Origin of the sequence: Crocosphaera watsonii WH 8501, from assembly GCF_000167195.1 — a bacterium.
Taxonomy (GTDB): Bacteria; Cyanobacteriota; Cyanobacteriia; order Cyanobacteriales; family Microcystaceae; genus Crocosphaera; species Crocosphaera watsonii.
The window spans coordinates 1-21,292 of record NZ_AADV02000058.1 but is presented as its reverse complement, the minus strand read 5'-3'; the positions used below and the strand labels follow the sequence as shown (position 1 = coordinate 21,292).

At 37.4% G+C, this 21,292-nt stretch carries 17 protein-coding genes and 5 pseudogenes; 13 read left to right on the top strand and 9 right to left on the bottom strand.

Features of this window, described 5'->3' with window-relative positions; all coding sequences use genetic code 11:
• The coding region (locus CWATDRAFT_RS19420) for a hypothetical protein (protein WP_157134118.1) at nt 1-294 on the top strand (294 nt) is incomplete at its 5' end.
• A 12-nt stretch (nt 295-306) separates the two neighbouring features.
• Here CWATDRAFT_RS19420 and CWATDRAFT_RS19415 read toward each other — a convergent pair.
• The 5 genes and pseudogenes from CWATDRAFT_RS19415 to CWATDRAFT_RS19390 form a co-directional block, all read right to left on the bottom strand.
• Nucleotides 307-675 (bottom strand): hypothetical protein, encoded by a 369-nt coding sequence (locus CWATDRAFT_RS19415; RefSeq protein WP_007306619.1) that lies wholly within the window; start codon nt 673-675, stop codon nt 307-309.
• Between the two features lie 96 nt (nt 676-771).
• Nucleotides 772-1,778 (bottom strand): annotated as a pseudogene (locus CWATDRAFT_RS19410) (Tn3 family transposase); the annotation flags it as partial.
• 199 nt (nt 1,779-1,977) lie between these two features.
• On the bottom strand, nt 1,978-2,553 hold the full coding sequence (locus CWATDRAFT_RS40105; protein ID WP_042711910.1) for a transposase: 576 nt from the start codon (nt 2,551-2,553) through the stop codon (nt 1,978-1,980).
• 47 nt (nt 2,554-2,600) lie between these two features.
• A complete protein-coding gene (locus CWATDRAFT_RS40100) occupies nt 2,601-3,149 on the bottom strand; it encodes a helix-turn-helix domain-containing protein (RefSeq protein ID WP_157134117.1) in 549 nt (182 codons plus the stop codon).
• Nucleotides 3,150-3,311: 162 nt separating this feature from the next.
• Nucleotides 3,312-4,328: pseudogene (locus CWATDRAFT_RS19390) on the bottom strand (IS4 family transposase).
• 344 nt (nt 4,329-4,672) lie between these two features.
• On the opposite strand from CWATDRAFT_RS19390, the gene CWATDRAFT_RS19385 reads away from it, so the two are divergent.
• Complete coding sequence (locus tag CWATDRAFT_RS19385; RefSeq protein WP_007306629.1) at nt 4,673-5,134, top strand: Hsp20/alpha crystallin family protein; 462 nt, start codon at nt 4,673-4,675, stop codon at nt 5,132-5,134.
• Nucleotides 5,135-5,377: 243 nt separating this feature from the next.
• Here CWATDRAFT_RS19385 and CWATDRAFT_RS19380 read toward each other — a convergent pair whose 3' ends face one another.
• Nucleotides 5,378-6,256 carry a hypothetical protein gene (locus CWATDRAFT_RS19380; protein WP_007306621.1) on the bottom strand — a complete coding sequence of 293 codons (879 nt, stop codon included), beginning with the start codon at nt 6,254-6,256 and terminating at the stop codon, nt 5,378-5,380.
• 140 nt (nt 6,257-6,396) lie between these two features.
• On the opposite strand from CWATDRAFT_RS19380, the gene CWATDRAFT_RS19375 reads away from it, so the two are divergent.
• Nucleotides 6,397-7,485: a tyrosine-type recombinase/integrase gene (locus CWATDRAFT_RS19375; protein WP_007306630.1), complete on the top strand. Its 1,089-nt coding sequence runs from the start codon at nt 6,397-6,399 to the stop codon at nt 7,483-7,485.
• A 161-nt stretch (nt 7,486-7,646) separates the two neighbouring features.
• Here CWATDRAFT_RS19375 and CWATDRAFT_RS31875 read toward each other — a convergent pair whose 3' ends face one another.
• Nucleotides 7,647-9,305: a serine/threonine-protein kinase gene (locus CWATDRAFT_RS31875; RefSeq protein ID WP_007306620.1), complete on the bottom strand. Its 1,659-nt coding sequence runs from the start codon at nt 9,303-9,305 to the stop codon at nt 7,647-7,649.
• Nucleotides 9,298-9,471 (bottom strand): annotated as a pseudogene (locus tag CWATDRAFT_RS41095) (helix-turn-helix domain-containing protein); the annotation flags it as partial. The pseudogene CWATDRAFT_RS41095 and the gene CWATDRAFT_RS31875, both read right to left, overlap by 8 nt.
• Nucleotides 9,472-9,668: 197 nt before the next feature.
• Here CWATDRAFT_RS41095 and CWATDRAFT_RS36050 point away from each other — a divergent pair.
• The 6 genes and pseudogenes from CWATDRAFT_RS36050 (at nt 9,669) to CWATDRAFT_RS31865 (ending at nt 18,546) form a co-directional block, all read left to right on the top strand.
• A pseudogene (locus tag CWATDRAFT_RS36050) lies at nt 9,669-11,002 on the top strand (ISNCY family transposase).
• Between the two features lie 288 nt (nt 11,003-11,290).
• Complete coding sequence (locus CWATDRAFT_RS31870) at nt 11,291-12,247, top strand: S1 family peptidase (protein ID WP_007306632.1); 957 nt, start codon at nt 11,291-11,293, stop codon at nt 12,245-12,247.
• Nucleotides 12,248-12,765: 518 nt separating this feature from the next.
• A complete protein-coding gene (locus CWATDRAFT_RS19345; protein WP_007306633.1) occupies nt 12,766-13,356 on the top strand; it encodes a ParA family protein in 591 nt (196 codons plus the stop codon).
• Entirely contained in the window at nt 13,353-13,613 is a 261-nt protein-coding gene (locus CWATDRAFT_RS19340) for a hypothetical protein (RefSeq protein WP_042711906.1), read from the top strand. The genes CWATDRAFT_RS19345 and CWATDRAFT_RS19340 overlap by 4 nt, the downstream gene beginning before the upstream one ends.
• Nucleotides 13,614-13,791: 178 nt before the next feature.
• A complete protein-coding gene (locus CWATDRAFT_RS19335) occupies nt 13,792-14,082 on the top strand; it encodes a hypothetical protein (RefSeq protein ID WP_007306634.1) in 291 nt (96 codons plus the stop codon).
• Between the two features lie 225 nt (nt 14,083-14,307).
• On the top strand, nt 14,308-18,546 hold the full coding sequence (locus CWATDRAFT_RS31865; RefSeq protein WP_007306635.1) for a plasmid replication protein, CyRepA1 family: 4,239 nt from the start codon (nt 14,308-14,310) through the stop codon (nt 18,544-18,546).
• Between the two features lie 12 nt (nt 18,547-18,558).
• Here the strand turns inward: CWATDRAFT_RS31865 and CWATDRAFT_RS19325 are convergent, their stop codons facing one another.
• Nucleotides 18,559-18,927: a hypothetical protein gene (locus tag CWATDRAFT_RS19325; protein WP_007306619.1), complete on the bottom strand. Its 369-nt coding sequence runs from the start codon at nt 18,925-18,927 to the stop codon at nt 18,559-18,561.
• Between the two features lie 536 nt (nt 18,928-19,463).
• Between CWATDRAFT_RS19325 and CWATDRAFT_RS19315 the strand changes: the two genes are divergently transcribed.
• The 4 genes and pseudogenes from CWATDRAFT_RS19315 to CWATDRAFT_RS19300 form a co-directional block, all read left to right on the top strand.
• On the top strand, nt 19,464-19,871 hold the full coding sequence (locus CWATDRAFT_RS19315) for a plasmid mobilization protein (protein ID WP_007306636.1): 408 nt from the start codon (nt 19,464-19,466) through the stop codon (nt 19,869-19,871).
• Between the two features lie 112 nt (nt 19,872-19,983).
• Nucleotides 19,984-20,229 (top strand): hypothetical protein, encoded by a 246-nt coding sequence (locus CWATDRAFT_RS19310; RefSeq protein WP_007306637.1) that lies wholly within the window; start codon nt 19,984-19,986, stop codon nt 20,227-20,229.
• Nucleotides 20,230-20,472: a type II toxin-antitoxin system VapC family toxin gene (locus CWATDRAFT_RS36040; RefSeq protein ID WP_007306638.1), complete on the top strand. Its 243-nt coding sequence runs from the start codon at nt 20,230-20,232 to the stop codon at nt 20,470-20,472. It begins immediately after the preceding gene.
• 197 nt (nt 20,473-20,669) lie between these two features.
• Nucleotides 20,670-21,292, top strand: a pseudogene (locus CWATDRAFT_RS19300) (IS66-like element ISCwa4 family transposase); the annotation flags it as partial.

The following is a 21,292-nucleotide window of genomic DNA, read 5'->3' as shown; positions in this document are numbered from 1 at the left end:
CTCGGATGGGATCTCTTGCCATCGTCAGAAAAAGAACGATTACGGCCATTATTTGCCCAACTTAACCAACCAGAACCAGATCCCTTCCCTATCGGGCAAAAAATCAAAGCACGACTGCAACATTTTACTGGTCAATGGATGCGCTTGATAGGGGAAGTGGTAGAATTCCTGACCGATTCTGGGGATCGCCTTTTACTATTAAGGACTGCCGATGGTTGGGAGTATCCCTTAAGTTGTTTAGAAGATATCCAACCCTTGAGTTGGTCCGAAAGGATGGGATTCCAGGGAACCTAACTGGTGTAAAAATCAATCCCAATCATCCTCATCATCATCGTCGTCATCCTCATCACCCGATGACGGCATAGAAGAGATAAAGCCAGAAGCACTACTGCCGATACTGAGATTAATATCGATGGACAAATTATGCAGATCATCATAATTTTGTGTATAAGTTTTTCGGAGTTGACCCACAAAAGTTTCTAATTGCTCAAGATCATCGAAGTCTCCTAATTCGGCATAAGCAGCCACCAAATAAAAAGCCCGTAGAGCTTTCAAAATTAAATACTTACGTTCAATTGGTTTATATTTTTGTAGATACCGAATCAACATCCCATCCGGACTATCAACATTGGGGCGATAACGAAAATTAAAATCTAACTTTTGGTTTGAACTCATGGAATTTATTTTTAGTTGGGGTGGCCCTAGCGAAGCTACCACGAAGTGCAGGATTCTCCGAAACCCTGATTGTGTAAGCTTTTCAGACTTCCTCTCTTAAGAAATGTTTAAGAGAGGAAGTCTCTCATCAAGATTCAATCGAAATATTCCATAAGGGTTAACATGGCTCCAAAATAAAGGGGTTAATCCCCTAAAATCTTCTGATTGCATCATTTCTATCCATTTCGGTTCTAATAGCACTTCTTGAACCATTAAAGTATTCACATAAACTAAAGCTGATTGCAGTAAATGTAAGGATAAGACAGCTACTTCTTGGTCTTCTAATCGATTTGTTTGAACTTCCTTGCCTTTGCCAAAGAAGATCAAACTATTAGCATTATTCCAACTCTCCACCACATTCAAAGCTTCATTGACTTCTCGTCGTAAAGACTCTGAGTTTAAATATTGACATAAAAAAATAGTCTTGATAACTTTTCCTAATTCAGCTAGAGCGCGGTAAGTAGGATGGGTTAAATTCTGACGAGTAAACCGTTTTAAAATTGCTTCTGTTTCTGCTGTTCCTAATCGTAAAGCCGTTGTATATTTAATCATTTGGTCATACTGTTGACGAATTAAATCCCAATTTATAGGACGAGTTAAAATAGGTTTTAGATTAGGATAGGCATCTGGGTTTCCTGAAGTCGGACGATAGAGTTTTTGCGTACCTATTCTTTTTAAACGAGGCATTAACTGAAATCCTAATAAATGACAAAAAGCAAATGCCACTTCACTTTGTCCATGACTATCGACATAATTTTTCTCAATTTTCATGGTAGTACAATGTTTAAGTAACCCTTCAATCATGGCGGCCACTTCCGATGATGAACAGGTTTTTAACTTCTTTTTGTTAGAATCTTTACTGATGAATTCTTCTTTAATCCCAGGTCAAAGTTTTCTAATTCTTCTGCCATCTTTTGTTGAAGAGATGTGATAAGTTCGTTCCCATCAGTCGGTTGAGATAAGGCTTGATAATAGATGACTTTTTTTTGTTCAAAGTCCGTTGGTAAGTCTTGTTCAGGATTACGATAACGGTTAGCTCCCACCACCCAAATTTCTTTACATCTTGGGGTCTGGACAGGATACGTGCAAAATAGGACATGACGTAAAGTTTTGTAAACAACCATGTATATACAGAGTCAGACATTGCCTAGTTTATTTCTATTTAGGCAATGTAAACTAAAGATAGGAACGTTTAATTGAGAGTTTGACCAAGCTTGATGGTTACATCCCAACTTCTGTTTTCGGCAAAGTTATACCAATTTCCTAAAGTCCGGGTACAGATAATGCCTCAAGAATAAAATCGTATCCTGTAATAGAAGCGATATCTTCTTGAGTAAATCTAGCCAATATATTTCTCAAGATTCTTCGTAAGAAATCGAGGGAATCAAAAACTTGATTTTTTAGGAATTTTTTGACTTCTTTCCAAAATCTTTCAATAGGATTAACTTCTGGACAATAAGGGGGTGCGGAATGCACTGCCGCTTTCCACCTCGAATTCAATTCGAGGTGGGTCGGCAGTTGAAATAGTAAAATAATATTATCAGGAATGGACAAATCTAAACCAAGATGTCCTCGACCATTGTCTAGTTGAATAATATGAACTTCGTCAGGATATTTTTGAGAAAAAAGCTCTAAAAATTTCTCAAAGCAAGGAGTATCCAAATGGCTAAACTCGTAGAAAAAAGAGTCTCCTGTTTTGGGTTCAACTAAACCATAAAGCCATAAATACTTAAACAACCATTGATATAAACCTACTGGTTTTACTCCGCAGGCTGTAATAAGTTTACCTGTTATGGTTTTTAATCCAATTCTAGTTTCGTCTTGACACCAATAACGTATTTTGACTGGGGTGTGAGAATGTTTATTGAAGTAATGAATTTTCTGTTCTATAAGTTCTGATAGTTTTTTTTAAAGTTTTCTCTACTTTCAACATTTTGCTTTATATGCTGAGGACGTGGAACTTTTAACTTACTTTTTAATTTGGATCTGACTAATTGATGGACTGTTCTATAAGGCACATTAATATCGAAACAACTTGTCAACCACTGTTGAATTTCACCATAACTTTGGAATCCTTCTGGTTTTTGTAATTCTTCCTTTAATTTGTCGATTACCGACCCAGGAATTGAGCTTGGCCTTCCTCCTAAATTTGTCTTGGGTTCTAGGAGATGATTCAGTCCACCACTCCGATATTTATGCAGCCATTTTTGTACTGTCACACGATTACGCCCCAAGATTATAGCAATTTGTTTAACTGTTGTGATTGTTTTTGTTTTTAACCAGTAAAGGGTTTGAACTCTCTCTTTTTCTTGGGGGGTCTTTGCCTTTTTTAAGAGTTCTTTGAGAGTTTCTGCTGATTCATTTATCTCGATTTTTACTACACCTGACATTGTGCGGTGCGGCAGCACTCGCGCAGCGAGACCGCCTGAAATCAATTATTTCTACAAGTGTAGCCTAAGTTTCGGAAATTGGTATTACTTACCTCGTCAAACGACGGGGTTTTTTGTTGTCTCCTATATATAATTAAAGCCAGAAATGTTGAATGTCGCAATAAAACTTTACATATCAAATTAAACTAACCCTATCCTAGCCAATTTCTATCTCGACCAGATAAGTTTTCTGAACCAATGAACATAACTGATTTCTTGACACATATAAGCTTGAAGATAACGAAGTTTATCCAATATCTTTTCCCCAAATTCTTGAGGTATTTCTATTAACTGTAAAATCAAATAAGCAATTAAGCAACTATAGATTTGTATCCGAATACCCTTCTCATTTTTGGTCATCAGTCTGTCTAACTTTAAGTGCATCTTTAAAAACTTCCACAGTAATTCTATCTGCCATCTTTGTACATAAATCTCTGCTATTTCTTCATTGCTTACTCCTTCTTCCCCATCAAAGGGTAAATTAGTGGCCAATCTAAATTCTGTCCTGTCTTCTAAATCACAAAATGCTACTACTCTAATCTCTACTTCTCTCTAATCTTTTCCCACTTGAGAATTACCATCATCTAGCATTTCTAAAGTAACATTATTTTTTATTCTCAATACAAATGCTTTGTTTTGTTTTTCTTTTAATTCTTTGATTCTTTCAGAAGAAGCAAAGCCTCTATCCATTATTCCTACAGTCTTTTCTGGTATAGATTCTACTGTTTTCTGACCATATTTATGGTCATGTCCTTGCCCAAAATGAATGACTATTCCTCCTGGTTCTGATGTCCAACTATCTAATCCACAAAATAATTTAACTTGATGATATCCTTGACTCCATAAAAGTTTACTTGTTAGACTGATAACCGTTGAATCAATTGGAAAATAGGAACGGGCTTTTCTTTTCCCTTTTTGTCGTCGAAGTTCCTTTTTTAACTGATTAATAATGTTAAGAAATACCTGAGAGTCTCTTCTCTTACTTGCTTTGGAAAAGTTAGAGATTTTTAAGTCTATTCCCTGAGTGTTTAGTCTTTTGAATAAATCTTGCATACTTACTATGCTTTTATCCATCACATACTCTAACCAGCAGGAGATAAATAAAAATGTATTGAGAACTGGATAATCGTTTCTGGGTAACGGTCTTAAGATAGATTTGATGACCTTTGGGAAACTTCTTACAATCAAAATAGCTGAGTGTCCTCTTTATATTTTCTCTGATTATATCATTTTTAGTTGTTTTTGTTGAGGCTTTTTTCTAACATTCAACACTTCTGAATTAAAGCTTTAAAAAAGCTTATTGGCTTCGACAGAGATATCATGATTTGACGACAACCGAACCTAATTTAGTACAGTTTTCTCGACACAAATACATTTTATTGGTTCGGTGAGTAAACCCTACCAAATAGGGGATATAAGCCTCACTTACGTTTCTCTTGTCACCTGATTAATATAAAAATAACCAAACAAATAAACAAACCAGTTTACGTTAATCAACTGTTCATAGATTACTCAAAGGAGAGACCATCATGGTATTAGTACGTTATAGTCCTTGGCAAGAAATGAATTCCTTACAACGTCAATTAAACCGTTTATTTGATGAAGCTTTAACCCCTACAAATTCGGATGATTTTGGTAATTTCTCTAAAATCCCTGCTGCTGAATTAACCGAAACTGATGGAGCTTTACATCTCAAACTCGAAATTCCTGGGATGTCAGCTAAAGATTTAGACATTCAAGTAATGGTAGATAAAGTGGCTATTGTTGGTGAAAGAAAAGCGGAAACTAATACCTCTGAAAATGGCAATACTCGCTCAGAATTCCGTTACGGGAAATTCCAAAGAGTAATTCCTCTTCCTGTACGCATTGAAAATACCAATGTAACCGCAGATTACAAAGATGGTATTCTTCATCTTAACCTACCCAAGTCAAATGAAGAAAGAAATAAAGTTGTCAAAGTTAGTCTTCCTGAAACTGAAACCACGGCTTAGTAGTTTCAGGTAAACATCACCGAGTCCCTATCAAATGATAGGGATTTTTTGTGACAATTATTAAAGTGTCCCTTACCTATTGAATTAAAATAGTGGGGATTTTATACTCATTGTAATATCGATAATTAATCGATACTTCGTGGTGTGAGAGAGTATGTAAGAAAGCACTTGGGGTCGAAACACGGCAAGACTCCCAGGTGCTTGTCTTAAGCAATAAATAAGAACAGTTCAATGGGGTAACTATTAAATAATCTTGTTTGAATTAAGTATTTCTTGAATAGCTTGTATCATCAGAACCTGACCCTCTTTTTCACGAGTTAGAACATCAATTATTAAATCACTTTTCCGACGCTTTCTAGACTGTGAATAGTCCCGACTTGAAAAAACCGTCTTCCCCTTCAATGAATTAAACTGTTTCATTATTTGTTGAAGCTGTGTGACTGTTAATTTTCTTACCTTGGAAATGGCTTTTTTGATATCCTCATCGGTTAAGCTAGAATCAAACTCCGTTTCTTGATGGCGTGAATTATTGATTTCCACCACATAACGAGAAGAAATGTCCTCATCCTCCATTAATGGTGTATCCTCAATGGAATCATCCCTGTTCACTGTATTCTCTTCTTTAACTGGTTCAATGGGTTGATTATCAGGTTTAAGCTCTTTTAGCTCCTGAATGGCTTTCGTTAACCCATCTAAATAATGATCTAATTTCTCTATATGGGTTTGCATCGATTGGATCGTGGGATGGTGGGAAATCGCCTGCTCTAATGATTCTGGGGATTGGTTAACAGATTGTTGAACAAATTGTTTGACATAATCTAATAACTCCTGTTTGACGTTCTGTATATCATTTTGATAAACAGTCTTTTCTAATTCTTGTGTAACAGTCTGTTGTACAAGTTGTTCAACGGATTGTTGATTAACACTTTGTTGAACAGATTGTGATACATTATCAAGTCCTAAGCCTTTGGAGATGAGATCAATGATAGTGGCTGTTTTATCGTACTTCCCCTCACCCTTGGCAAAGTGAGTCTTTCCGTAGTCTTCTATTTGGTGATAAAAGATACGGATTGGGATTTGTACTTGAATTTGTTGGTACTTCTGGTGAATTCTTAATAGCAATATCTAACAGTAAGGAAACTCAACGATACACAGATGAAACAGATGTCGTATAAGAGTATTTATCTGACTCTTTATGGTATCCTAATGAGGTCTGTATCGGGCATCTCTGCCTGATCTACACAAGGATTTATCCGACGCTTATGCTGACCCAAACTACCCCCAATGACCTCACCCCCACAGACTTACTCGACAACTTTGCTGCTTTCGTTCGCCTGGACACAGCCGATGGCAATGCAGCCGATGACACGGTGAAAACCTACGCTTGTACGGTCAAGCAATTTTTTAGTTGGTGCCACGTTCAAAGACTCCATCCCCTCGAAGCTACAAGGGATGACATTAAACTATACCGTCGTTGGTTAGTGGAAATTCAGGATTATAAATGTGCCACCATTGCCTTGAAGTTGACGGTGGTGCGTCGCTTTTATGCCGGGGCGGTAGAACGGGGGTTAATCTTGGCTAATCCTGCTTTGGGGATTAAACCTCCTAGAGAAAATATTGATCCAGCCGAACGCATTAATTACCTCGAAGAACCTGAAGTGATCGGGTTATTGGAGAGTTTGCCTACTGAGAATACGATTGGGGGGTTACGCGATCGGTTTCTGGTGGCGGTGATGGTATTGGAAGGCTGCCGAACCGTAGAAATGCACCGGGCTTGTATTGGGGATATTGTTAAACGAGGTGGTGATATTGGGATCAGGGTATCGGGGAAACGTTCACGACGCATTGTGCCGTTGACCCCTGATTTGGCGAAGCTGCTGAATAAGTACCTGAATGCTCGGAAACGGTCAGGGGAGGTGTTAAATGCAGATACTCCTTTATTTATTGCGTTAGATAAAAGGACGTATGGGGGGCGGTTGAGTCGTCGTTCCATTCAACGATTGATTGATAAGTATTTACGAGCAGCAGGGTTAAAGGAGCAGCCTAAGAAAAATAAGGGCAAAAAACCAGCGTCATTTCAGGAGTATCAACCGTCTAACGGGGAACAACAACGGCCTTCACAATCGGCTTCATCTACGTCCACTAAGTTTCAACAACCACAGCGACAGTTGAGCGCACATTCTTTGAGGCATACGGCAGGGACATTGGCTATCAGGGCAGGGTCGGATTTAAGGCAGGTGCAGGATTTGTTAGGCCATGCTGACCCCAGGACAACGGCTTTGTATGCTCATGTGGCTGACCGGTGGCGTAATAATCCGGCTTTACGGTTGGAGGTAAAGGTTCCGCTTTGAGGACTGCCGGGCGCGCCTTCTGCTTTCTTCTTAGGTTTTTGTACAAAGGGTTTCAGAACCAAAATTTTCAATGAAACCCACACTTTATAAATAAATGGGTCTTCTTATTTGAGTATGTAAAAAAGTCGTAAGATAAGGCATGAGTGCATACACTTGAATTATTAGTTTATTAAATGTTTAGGAATAGTAAATTCAAACGACTTGATTAATTTTTCAGCTATGGATTTATATTGTCCATAATCATTTTTATCTCCTTTAAATAAGATATTATATCCTCGATAATTATACACTGTAACAATTTCCATTGCTTCTATTAGTTCACCATTTTTGTTTTCAGTGTAATTGATTTGATAAGCAGAATGGTCAAACTTTTTTCCATCTATATCAATTTTTAGTTTTATTAAGGTGGGATTTTTTGAATTGACTGTTGCTCCTTCTAACCCATTATTCAATATTAGATTGATAAATTCGTCCCAATATTCCTGGAGAGAATATAACTCATTTAATTCTTCCACGAAAATTACCATAATTGGTTCTTTTCCGTCTTCTGAATAAAATTTTAATTGCCAAGGTTGTAAGGCATTTTTGCGAATTTCTTCGATTTTCCATGTCTCAGGATATTGAAGCTTAAATTCATAGTTAATTGAATTATACTCTTTCAATTTTACCTCAGAAACACTACAAATCTTTGCTCTTAATGGTGAGGGTAAAAAACCTTGATTACACAAGGGTGGTGTCAACATTAATAAGATAATTATTCCTAAGATTCCTAAGCTTATTAATATGATATTTCTTTTGTTATCGAAAATTATTATTTTGTTGAATTTTTCTAATAAAAAGAAAAGATAAGAGGAAATAGGGGGTTTATATGTTAATAATTGTAGCCATTTTTCAACGGTCTGAGGACGATTAAAGGGATCTGTAATTAAACCGTTTTCAATTGCTTCATTAAGTTTATTACTAATTTTTGAGTTTAAGCTTTGAGGAGAGGGTAATTGTCTCCGAATTCTGTCTGGTGCAGGGATAGGAATTTCACCTGTTAAGCTATAGTATAGAGTTGCCGCTAAAGCATAAACATCTGTATAAAATCCCCATTTAGCTGTCAATTGGTGCTGCTCAGGAGGAGAATAACCAGGGGTTAACCAGAGACGATTAGACTCAATAGTATCAGGATTAAATTGAAGGGCTAAACCAAAATCAATTAAAACTGCTTCATTAGTTGGCTTGCGAATAATAATATTATCTGCTTTTATATCTCTATGGAGTAAATTTTGACCGTGAACTGTTTTTAATGCTTCTCCAATTTGAAGAATATATTTAAGAGCTTCGTTGATAGATATTTCTCCTCTTTCTTCAATAATAGATTGTAAGTTTGTTCCCTCAATATATTCCATAATAATTGCTTCTTTATTATCAAATTCTGTCACTTGGTAAACAGAAACAATAAAGGGACTTTGACAAGCTCTTAACTTAATAGCTTCGTTAATAAAGCTGTTTTTAATCAGGCTAAAATCAGGACGTTCTCTTAACTCTTCTTTAATAGTTTTGATAACAACTTCTTTCTTGGTTGCCATTTCTGTGACTAAATAAGTAATACCAAATCCCCCTCGTCCTAATTCTTTCTCAATCAGATATTCTTTCTGGTATAAATCAATTTTGATTTCACCCTGAGTCCACCCGTTATTAGACATAGGTGGTTGATAATTTTGGTAGTTTTGAGTTTGTTTTTTGGTTCCTTGTTCAGACTGAGGGTTGTTAGGAGGAACATAGGTTTTTTGTATCTTATGTTCAGAATTAGGATTTTGGTTATTGTTATTCACTATCTCTACCACCTTGTTGTAAATATTGATTAAGGGGTTTTTCTCCTTGTTCACCCATTTTGTGCAGTAAACTTTCAATTTGTTTCATTGCTAGACGAGAGGGTTTACTATGCTGGTTTTCCCATCGATTAACGGTTGCGAATGTTACCCCTAACTGATGAGCAAATTCTTCTTGGGTTCAGCAATTCTTATTTTGGCCAAAATAGGTCGTTAGTTCTCTAAAAAAAATAGAGAACTAAATGAAATTGAAGATAAATTAAGCACAAATACTTACGATAAAATCAGAGAGAACGATAATTACAGAGTCAAACTATACTACAATTAGTTTAAGGGAGAGCTAATTGTCTAAAAGTGTAGAAATAAATGGAAATATTGCCTGTTACTATATCGCCGTCCAAATTAATTGAATTTCTTTTTCTTCAATTGAGTGATTTACCAGATAAAAGAAAAGGGTCAAATACAAGTTATAAAATAAGAGAGTTTGTTATCGCAGCTTTTTCCGTATTTTTTACACAATGTCCTTCTTTTTTGGAACATCAAAATAAACATGAGAAATAACAGGGGAAAAGATAATGCCAATAGTTTATTTGGCTTGAATAAAATACAAGAGTGATAACCAAATACGAACTATATTAGACTCGATTCAAGCGGCGAAAGTCTTTCCTACTTTCCAAACCGTCTGGGAATGGTTAAGAGAAAATAAAATAATTAATCATTTTAAATATTTAGATGAAGAAATTTTATTAGCTTTAGACGGAACGGAATATTATTCCTCAAAAAACATTCATTGTCCTCATTGTAATTGCCGACATCATCGAAATGGGACTACTACTTATTACCATCAAGTAATCACACCAGTCATCGTAGCCCCTGAGAAAAAACAGGTCATAAATTTAGAACCAGAATTTATTAGAAAACAAGATGGTAAAACTAAGCAAGACTGTGAAAATACAGCGATTAAAAGATGGTTATTAAGAAATACAGCTTCAGACAAAAATCAAAAAATAACTTTATTGGGAGATGACCTTTATTCTAGACAACCTATATGTGAATTGGCCATTAAACAGGGTTATAATTTTATTTTTGTAGCTCTAGCCTCATCTCACAAAAGTTTATATGAATGGTTGGAATTCTTAGAAAATAGTGGAGAAGTCGTTAAAGGGCAAGTTAGAAAATATCAAAAAAACAAACTACTATATTATAGGTATAAGTATGTAAACAACGTGCCATTGAGAGAAACTGAGCCTTCTTTAATGGTCAATTGGTATGAAGTAGAAATCTATGACAAAGCGAAAAACAAAGTAATTTATCGAAATAATTTTATCACTAATCATCAATTAAATGATGAAAAAATGGAAAAAATAATAACCAGTGGCAGAACAAGATGGAAAGTTGAGAATGAAGGAAATAACCTTCTGAAAAATCAAGGCTATAATTTAGAACATAATTTCGGACATGGACAAGTAAATTTATCCATTATCCTGTTGGCCTTGAATTTAATCAGTTTTCTCTTTCATAACGTCTTAGAATTAGTCAACGACCTCTACCAAAAAGCCAGAAGGAAATTAGAAAAAAGAAAAACGTTTTTTAATGATCTTAGAGCTTTAGTCAAATATGAATGGTTTGAAGATTGGTCAGAATTATTTGTCTATATAATATCAGAAGGTGAGCAAAAGAAATTCATTAATACAAGCTAATAAGCCAGACAAGATTTAGGGTAGTGGGGAAGACAAGTGAATAAAAAAACTCAAAAATAATCAAAAAATTACCTAATGAAAAATTAAGAATACGAATTAGGACAGGTCGGTTATTTCCGTTTTTTTGTAGTATGTATGTAGCCCAAAAATCAGAAGGAAAAGAGTAAAGGAAAAAAGAGAATGGAAGATTAGTTCTCTACTTCAAAAAGAGAACGTACTCGTTGTATTCTTCAAAATGAGAATTGCTGTACAATAACAAAGAAGCTTGATAGGCAGCAAAGTAATTGAATGAATCGCCCTCTATTAATTGGTATTATTCTAGGAACGATTGCAACGATTCCCATAGTGCAAACCGTTGCTAGTCGTCTTACTGGAACAGAAATTAGTGATCAAGCTAAGTTGTTTATTGTTAAAATCAATGGCAGTGACGCTGCCCCAAAAGGTAATGGTTCTGGGTCAATTATTGGAAGTAATGGTAATACTTATCAGGTATTAACTAATTGGCACGTTGTCAGTGAATCCTCTAATCTTAATGATTATACAATTGAAACCAGTGACGGAACTACTCATGCAGTTACACAAATTAAACAGCTAAATGGAGCAGATTTAGCTATTATTTATTTTAGCAGTTCTAATGGTTATTCTGTGGCAAAATTAGGGGATTCTCAAAACTTAACGGAGGGTCAAACCATTCATTTTGCTGGATATCCTGCACAACAACCAAGAAGCTATTTATTTTACCCTGACCAAAATATTAATGGCTTTATTCCTGCTGCTTCTGCTGACGATGGTTATGAAATTATCTTTACTGGTGCGATCGTCCCCGGAATGAGTGGAAGTCCTTTATTAAATGAGAATGGGGAGATTATTGGTGTTTATGGAAGGGGAGGTTTTGGAGGACCTTTATACGGAATTGCTATTAATACCGCCAAACAATTAATCGCATCAGGTAGTTTTTCTAAACCTTCTCCTACACCGTCACCTTCTCCTACACCATCACCTTCTCCAAAAAAGAGGGTAGCAATAGTCTTCGATCCGCCTTCTAATGTTAGACAAGTTCCATTAGGAACAATTATCTGCTCTATTCACAGTCAGAGTGTTATCAATACCTATAATTCCACTAATAATGGATGGTACCAAACAGATGTTTGCGGAGAGATGGGTTATATACGAATGCCGCTAAGTTATCCGCCAACCAAGCATGGAGACTGGGGATTGGGGATCGGGGTAATAGGATTAGGATAGTGTTCTTTTAACTCAGAAGCCGACTTATTACCTTGGAAACTTTCAGCCTCCATACCAAACCCCCAATCCCTAATCCCTAAAAGACTGACAGGGCAAGGGTTCCATTGATAACTTAGCGGCATTCGGTTATATACATCAAAGTCAAATCAGATTTAGCCAAACTTCGCAAACACCAAATACTAAACCCCTCAATATTTCACCAAATGGTGTTGCCATTGTATTTGATCCCCCCTCTAATGTGAGATTTTCCCCTAATGGCTCCATTCTGTGTCAAATTTCACAGAAACGTACTATTAATATCAGGATTCATAACTCGACTAATGAGTGGTATCAAACTGATGTCTGTGTGACTATTGGTTACATACATAAGAGTCAGATTAGGTTTTAGTTTCCTTATGTCTAAAGACTTTCTCAGAAACCTGAATTTTAAACATCTAAACATCTAAACATTTTTACGTTTAAGCACTTAAATGTTCATTTAAGCTACAATAAGGTCATCCTTATTAACTATCCCACCCATGATCATCACTGTCGCCTCGTTCAAGGGTGGCGTTGGCAAGTCTACCACTGCCTTACACTTAGCGGCCTACTGTCAAGAATTAGCCCCCTCTCTCTTGGTAGATGGGGACTTAAACCGCAGTGCTTTAGATTGGGCTAGTCGAGGACAACTACCGTTTAAAGTTGTAGATGAAAAACAGGGTGTGAAATTTGCCAGGAACTACGAACACATTATTATTGACACCCCTGCCCGTCCTGCACCTGACGATCTAAAAACTATTGCAGAAGGCTGTGATTTACTAATTCTGCCTACCAGTCCCGATGCTTTGGCTTTAGGAGCAACCCTGCAAATGGTCGATGCCATGCACTCCTTAGAAGCCAATTATCGAATTTTGCTAACCTTAATTCCTCCCCGTCCTTCTAAAGCAGGTTCTGAAGCGAGAAACGCCATTAAAAACGCTCAACTGCCTCTGTTTAAAACAGGCATTCGACGGTTGGCTGTGTTCCAAAAGGCAGCCCTTGAAGGAGTTCCCGTCAATCACGTTAAAGACCCCTACGCTAATGCAGCGTGGGATTGTTATGTCAAAGTTGGCCAGGAGATCCTACGATGAGCAACAAACCGTCAAGCCGTTTTGATGACCTGTTCAGTGCAGCCCGTAGTACAGCCCAAGAGACTTCATCAGAGTCGACTAAAACTAAAGAAACCAAGAAAAGCAAAAGCCGTGACCCTGATTATGTGAGGACAACGATCTACCTTCCCAAACGACTTCATCAACAACTGAAAGTGGCTGCGGTTCAAGGGGATAAGGATATGAGTGAGATCATAGAAGGGCTGGTCGATGCCTGGGTTCAGTGTGAAGAAAGCTAAACGTTTAAATGTTTGAATGTTTAAACGTTTAGATAGCTAGATGTTTAGTAAAGGCTCAAGGCCGATCTAAGTACCGAAAATCAGGGGTGAACGTAAGCGATCGTTGTTTTGACCCATTGATTTTCCTATCGCACCGCTTAATATAGAAGTGATAAGCGTGGCTTTCCTAAATTTTTAAATGTCTAATTCCCTAACTACCTTAGAACATAATGTTCTGCGTCCCGAAGATTTTGATCCGCCTCTTAAGAGAAAAAAGGCGACTATACCTGGTTATTGGACTGTTGAAGAGATTGCAGAAGAATTGGGGGTAACAGCCCGCAAAATCCAATATGATATTAAAGGAAATCCTCAACTAAAAAAAAGCTCACCAAAACTTAAAGCCTACAGAATTAAATTAGCCTTTTTGGTTCCAGATATTGATGCTCTCGAATATATTTGGAACTATCGAGAAAAAAAGAAAAAATTTTAACAAATCGTTACAAAAATATTTCACCATAACGAAAGAAATACTGTAAACTAAGAATGAAATATATAGAAAACCCCGCTAAATCTTTTACCTACTAGCGGGGACATCGTACAAAAAAAATTTCTTTATTGTGAACAATCCTACCTCATCTGGGCGGGAACAGACAAGTACGCCCAAAATTTCTGCTGCGTGGCATTCCTCTACAAGTACCAGGGGGAGTAGCCTAGCATGACTTGGAAAAGATTTACTCGTCGAGATACTTGCCCAGTCTGTAATGGAGAACGCCATGACTGTCGGCAAAACCTAGAAACCAACCTAATCCACTGTCGAAGCCTTGAGGCTAACCCCCTAGACTACATTTACCGTGGTCAAGACTCCATTGGCTTTTCCATGTGGGCCTATAAACCCGATGTAGAAGAGTGGACAAATCAACGTCGTCAAGAATGGCAACTGGAGCAACAACGGAAACGGGCATTAAAAGAGCAACAGGATAAAGAACAGCTTAAAAAGCTACTTCCAATCCCCGAACGAGATCAAGTAATTAGGGAGATTTTAGCTCAACTAACCCTCTTGGACGAGCATCGTGAAATCTTGAGAAATAGGGGGTTAACAGATGCTCAAATCGATGAAGCTGGTTATCGTAGCGTCAAACAATGGCAAAAATTAAGCAACCCCGTCGATAATCGGCTCTCAGGGGTCAACAAATTCGGCAATGGATTAATTAACCATACTGACGGCATCTTAATCCCCATTGCCAACGAAGACGGCTTATATACCCTACTCAGAGTCAACGATCTCACTCCAGACAGCAACAACAAATATTATTTTTGTAGCAGCAAAAATAGTCGAGGCATTCCCATCGACTTACCCAATGGGGAAAAACCCATCGCCGTTTATTTCCCCGACAGAAAGATTGGAGAATTACGTGAGGACAATCTGCAATCTCCCCTCTGCACCTCCTCTGGAGCGCGAAGCGTCCTGCAATTTGGGGACTTCTCCGACTCCGAGACTTGGTGGACTTGGTGGACTTGGTGCGGAAGGGAAGAAGAAGAACTTGGAGACAAAGAAGACTTTGATGAACAAAAATCCCCCGTATCTCCCATTTCCCCCGACACTCCCCCAACTAAAAATAATTGCCAGTCAACCAAAAAACCCCCTCAATCTTGCCCATCTCCCTCATTACCCCCTCAATCTGTCACCCCATACCCTCAGAAAAAGCCCAGGAAGACCTCTGAACAACAAATTATAGGGCTCACTGAGGGATTAGAATATAAACCCCTTCTAGCGTCTTCTAACGTGGGGATTCCGATTATCGGTGCCAGTGGGGGTAACTTTGCCAGTAGTCGAGAAGCGATATTATCAGCGATCGCCACCATCAAAGCTAAATACGGATGGGATGATCAGACCGAGTACATCTTATATGCTGATGCTGGCTCAATTATTAATAGTAATGTAGCCAATCAGTATCAAAAATTAGGGGAAATCATCCCTAACTTAAAAGTAGCCGATTGGGGACAATTAGAGGATAAAGAAAACGGCTTAGATATCGATGAAATAGATATTGATAACCTGGAAATTACCTTAATTACTATTAACGAATTCCAGGAAAAATCCGCTCAACTAATTTACCAGCAAAAAGCTTTTTCAGCCTGGAAAAGCTGTAAACAATTAACCCCAACGAAAACAGTTGACCAGGATTATTTAGACCTACCTTTACCGCCTAAAAACAGCATTAAAGCTATTAAATCAGGGTTAGGAACGGGAAAAACTACTAATTTAATTAAGTGGTTAGAATACCTAGAAAACTATGGAGCGGTAAGTCTAGGTTATCGAAATTCCCTACTATTACAGTTTGCTAATAAAGCCAAGTTTACCCATATTCATGAGAAAGAAAGCAGCTACCATATCAGGGATTGTCGAGGTAAAGTAACAGCCTGTATTAACAGCCATCACAGATTTAACGGAGATGATTTTGATGGGAAAGTCTTGATTTTGGATGAAGTCGTTTCAGTCTTAAAACAGCTACTATTTAGCAAGACTGTTAAGCATCGAGAGCAAGCAATAGACTTAATTAAAGAAGCTATTATAAGGTCATCCCGTGTAGCCATTCTCGATGGTAACTTAGCAGATCCCTATATCGAATTTATCAAAGCAGTTGACCCCACAAAAACCATAGAAATTGTTAAAAATACCCACAAAGGTAAGAAACCAAAATTAGTTTTGTTAGAAGGAACCATCAAGAAAACAAAACTAAGAAAACGAGATCACTCGCCTTGGTTATATGACCTAATAACCGTCCGTGATATGGTTGGGGCCATTGCTAGTGACTCGCAAACTTTGTTAGAATCCTTAGACAAGATTCTCAGTAAATTAGGGTTTACAACCTTTAGGGTTGATGGGAAAACCATTAACTCTCCAGAAGTCAAAAAATTTCTGGAAGATCCTAATAAATACCTAAAAGAAAATCCGATACATAGGTTCCTATTTTCCCCTAGCTGTGAAAGTGGATTAGATATCAATATTAGTAATTATTTTACTCATTTCTTTGGTTTATTTTTTGGCCAACTAGACGCTGATTCTATTACTCAGATAATCGCGAGGATTAGGGATACTGAAGTAACCCGTTATTTATGGATAAACCCGTTTACAAAAGTAGATGATAGCAATTCAATCAAGTCACCTTTCTTAGAGAAACTTCAATATCATTTTGACCAGCGATTAAAGCGTGACTTGCATCTAGCAATGGCTGGAGAAAATAACCAAGAGGAATTTATCAGTGAAATACTTACAAAAGTCAAAGAAGATTTAAGCAGTCCTGAGAGTCAGTTAGCTCAGCGATTAGAAGCTATGATAAATTACGAAAAAGCTAACCTCAGAAAGTGCGTTTATTGGCTATTAGAACAGCAAGGATATGATATAAGTAACCAGTATAGCCCCGAACATAAAGAACACTTCAAGAAAGCTAATCAAAAGGTATCTAAAGAGAAAATAGAAACAAAATATCAGAACTCAAAAGATATCTTCTCTGCTAACAATAAATACGTAGGTAAGCCTTGGATGATGTTAAATCAAGATGCTAGTTGGCCAGAAAGATGTGCATTAATGAAAGCTAAGTTAATCCAACTATTACCTAATATTCAAGACTCTAGTTTTTGGAATCCTGAATTAATTTATCTAATCAAATATAAGTACCCTAATCTGATTACTCAACTGGAAAATAGGATTTATCTGGAGAAATTTGATCAGGAGAATTCACCAGCCTTAGTAAAGGCTAAAAGATTCTATCATAATCTATTAACTAAGGTGAGAAATAGTAAGCTTTGCCCCTGGAAAATACAGCCCCGTTACCTATTCTTAAAGGGATTATATGATCTAAGGTTACTGTACTTCATTGAAGTGGCCGGGGAATTTACCGCCGATAGTGAAGTGGTGAGAGAGTTGATTAAACGGGCAAACCTTAAGAAAATCTGGCAAGGACTAGGAAAACGTCCAGGGAAAGACCCGATCAAGTTTGTGCGGTGGGTTCTCAATCAGATCGGATATGATTTGAGTGATCGCCGTCTAAGTGATGAAAAACGAACACGGGTATATAAGGTTGTTCCCATGAAGATCAACGTTTTGGAAGTGGTAGAAGACCATAAACACGACAATTATGTTTATGGGGTTATCAACAAACTGAATGAAGTGATCGAGCAGAGAATCAACCGTGACTATAACCCAGAACAACTAGAAACCCTGAGATGGGACGACAATAACCCAATACAACAGCCACCTTCTAGTACAGAATTTGAGCTAAAAAATCCCCATCAAACTCATGAGTCTAAAAGTGACGAAAACCCAGGCCAGCCAACGAGAATTAATGATCCAGATGTGCCAATAACTGTTATAGAAGATCCACCACATCTGGATCATGAAAATATAGTACAATTCTCACCAAATCCAAATCTAGATCCACATCCAAATCTAGATCCAAATCCAAATTCAGATCCACCTGTCAACTGTCCATCGGATATCAATATTTGGGAGATTGAATCGGTTGGTGAGGTTCCCCTTGAGGCCATATCCTTTGAAGATCGTCAATTTATAGCGGATCTGATTATTAGTTATTCAACAACAGTAGAAGAGATTAAGGTTCTCAGGGATGAGAGTCGTTTAACCAAAGAACAATTGCAACTCGGATGGGATCTCTTGCCATCGTCAGAAAAAGAACGATTACGGCCATTATTTGCCCAACTTAACCAACCAGAACCAGATCCCTTCCCTATCGGGCAAAAAATCAAAGCACGACTGCAACATTTTACTGGTCAATGGATGCGCTTGATAGGGGAAGTGGTAGAATTCCTGACCGATTCTGGGGATCGCCTTTTACTATTAAGGACTGCCGATGGTTGGGAGTATCCCTTAAGTTGTTTAGAAGATATCCAACCCTTGAGTTGGTCCGAAAGGATGGGATTCCAGGGAACCTAACTGGTGTAAAAATCAATCCCAATCATCCTCATCATCATCGTCGTCATCCTCATCACCCGATGACGGCATAGAAGAGATAAAGCCAGAAGCACTACTGCCGATACTGAGATTAATATCGATGGACAAATTATGCAGATCATCATAATTTTGTGTATAAGTTTTTCGGAGTTGACCCACAAAAGTTTCTAATTGCTCAAGATCATCGAAGTCTCCTAATTCGGCATAAGCAGCCACCAAATAAAAAGCCCGTAGAGCTTTCAAAATTAAATACTTACGTTCAATTGGTTTATATTTTTGTAGATACCGAATCAACATCCCATCCGGACTATCAACATTGGGACGATAACGAAAATTAAAATCTAACTTTTGGTTTGAACTCATTTCCTTTATTTTTAGTTAATGATTATTCTCAACAATTGTTGTTTAATAGTAAACTCCATTATTATTAATAATAGTGGAATATATTTTTAGGTACGCCATTAATTAAGGAAAAAATAACAATTAGTGTCACAATCAATCAAAATAGTGACATAAGCCAAGCCAAAATTTGGCTAATCAGGGGCTGATTTGGGGATTTTTCTAGCCACTAATCACTCTGATAGTGGCATAGTATGTCACTAATTCCCCCAAAAATGACATCACTTATGACGACTCGCCTCAATTTCCCCCTCGAAAACTGGAAAACTCGTGTCGAAAAACCTGTCTCGGTAGTCCCAGAGCCAGCAGGCTTTTTGTCATACACTTATGGTATAATTATTAAGAGAAAGGTGCTGCTGGTTGGGGGAGAATTCCCCCCAAACCCCCCTAAAAATAAAGGAAATATAAAAGAATGCTTTTGAAACCATACCCGTTAATAATAAGTTTACTTGAGAAACATTTAATGTCAATCCTTCAATTCAATCGGAAAAAATATCACCATGCCCAACCCTGAGAAAAAAGAAAAAGTCGTTTCTATTCGATTTCGAGAAAGTGAACTATCCAATCTTGATCAACAAGCAGATTCGGTTAACTTATCCAGAAGTGCTTACATCACCCGAAAGCTTCAAGGTTTACCGGTGTTACCGTCAAGGGTTCCCCCCGTCAATTGGAATATTTATCGAGAATTAGGGGGAATTTCGACTCAATTATCGGCTTTGGGTAACAACATCAATCAAATGGCTAAAGTTTTGAATACTGTTAACCAACAAGGGCAACCCCTTCCCTCAAACCTTAATCATGTCGAGGACTTAACCGAAGTTATGACCTTAATTGAACAACTCAAACCTACCCTCAAACAAATCCGATTGGAATTATCAGGCGTTGAGGTAAACGAATTAAACCATTAAGTTGCCCTTAAAAATAAAGAAACCCAATTCTTAATCACACTCGCTAGTTCATGACTATTAAATATTTCCAGAAATGAACATATTCCCAAACTAAATTTAGCAGCTTTTAAAAATGAACACTCAATTAGTTGATACGTTAGCACAAATTTTTCAGTCTTTAACACCCGAAGAAAAAACATTATTCAACCAGAAAGTAAAGTCTCTTCATCAAACGTCGGAACGTCCTTTTTATGAAACAGCAACAACATCCGAATGGATAACAGCATTTCGAGAATGGGCAGAAAGTCATCATCATAATGGACCAATTTTATCTGATGAAGCTATTAGTAGAGAAAGCATTTATGGAGAAAGAGGTTAAATGTCATTTTTAGTTGATACTAATATTCTTTTACGTAGTGCTGATTCTAGGCATCCCATGTATGAAGCGGCGATTAATTCAGTCTCAATCTTAAAAAGACAGAAAAACCAATTATATATTATGCCTCAAAATTTAATTGAATTTTGGAATGTTTGTACACGACCATTAGATAAAAATGGTCTAGGATATTCCCTAACTGAAACTCAAGCAGAAATTAAAAAGATTAAATCTTTTTTTCCTTGATTATCAGACTCCCCAACTATTTATCCAGAATGGGAAAGATTAGTTATTACTTATCAAGTCAAAGGGGTGAATGTTCATGATGCTCGTTTAGTGGCTGCTATGTTAGTTCATAAAATAACTCATATTTTGTAATTGCTCACCGCAATAAAGAATCTGTCTTGACAACATAAAGGTAAAATCGGGGATTTTTATGTATAGTGGGGGTTATGACCACAAATGCTACCATTGATTCAAAGCTAGTTAGAGCTATCGCCGATGAACAGTTGGCGAACAATGTCTTCATGATTGAGTGGCTAGTCAAGGCACAACAACAGTTATCTCTTCAACAAAGACTGATTGACCAGCAACAACAACAAATCTCTACACAACAGCAAGAAATTGAAAAATTGAAAGAAGAGAGAGATAAGCTAAAAAACCGTAACTCAAAAAACAGTTCAGTCCCCCCATCATCAGACCCACTAAAAAAGCCTTCTGACAAAAAGAAACGCAAAAAAGGATTTAAACGCGGACCAAAATATGACCACCCAGGGAAGACCCGTAATGGTTTTGGTCAGCCCGATAAGATAGTCACTTTAGAACTAGAAAACTGTCCTGTTTGTGGGGGTTCAGTGGAACGAGATGAAGTAGTTCCTGAAAAAGTCCAGCAAGTGGCTGAAGTAGTAGACCAACCCATAGAAATCAGGGAATATCGTCGCGGATTCTATAAATGTCCTAGTTGTGGATGGTCAGATTACAGTCCTGTTCCATTGGGAGTTAAAGAAGGATTCCGTTATGGGGCGCGATTAAGTAGCATCGTGGGCTGGCTTGGCTATGGGGGTAA

Bases quoted from the DNA above. Each gene is read 5' to 3' on its own strand.
- CWATDRAFT_RS31870 (WP_007306632.1), top strand. From the start codon at position 11,291: ATGAATCGCCCTCTATTAATTGGTATTATTCTAGGAACGATTGCAACG.
- CWATDRAFT_RS19345 (WP_007306633.1), top strand. From the start codon at position 12,766: ATGATCATCACTGTCGCCTCGTTCAAGGGTGGCGTTGGCAAGTCTACC.
- CWATDRAFT_RS19335 (WP_007306634.1), top strand. From the start codon at position 13,792: ATGTCTAATTCCCTAACTACCTTAGAACATAATGTTCTGCGTCCCGAA.
- CWATDRAFT_RS19340 (WP_042711906.1), top strand. From the start codon at position 13,353: ATGAGCAACAAACCGTCAAGCCGTTTTGATGACCTGTTCAGTGCAGCC.
- CWATDRAFT_RS31865 (WP_007306635.1), top strand. From the start codon at position 14,308: ATGACTTGGAAAAGATTTACTCGTCGAGATACTTGCCCAGTCTGTAAT.
- CWATDRAFT_RS19375 (WP_007306630.1), top strand. From the start codon at position 6,397: ATGCTGACCCAAACTACCCCCAATGACCTCACCCCCACAGACTTACTC.
- CWATDRAFT_RS19325 (WP_007306619.1), bottom strand. From the start codon at position 18,927: ATGAGTTCAAACCAAAAGTTAGATTTTAATTTTCGTTATCGTCCCAAT.
- CWATDRAFT_RS19385 (WP_007306629.1), top strand. From the start codon at position 4,673: ATGGTATTAGTACGTTATAGTCCTTGGCAAGAAATGAATTCCTTACAA.
- CWATDRAFT_RS36040 (WP_007306638.1), top strand. From the start codon at position 20,230: ATGTCATTTTTAGTTGATACTAATATTCTTTTACGTAGTGCTGATTCT.
- CWATDRAFT_RS19310 (WP_007306637.1), top strand. From the start codon at position 19,984: ATGAACACTCAATTAGTTGATACGTTAGCACAAATTTTTCAGTCTTTA.
- CWATDRAFT_RS19415 (WP_007306619.1), bottom strand. From the start codon at position 675: ATGAGTTCAAACCAAAAGTTAGATTTTAATTTTCGTTATCGCCCCAAT.
- CWATDRAFT_RS19315 (WP_007306636.1), top strand. From the start codon at position 19,464: ATGCCCAACCCTGAGAAAAAAGAAAAAGTCGTTTCTATTCGATTTCGA.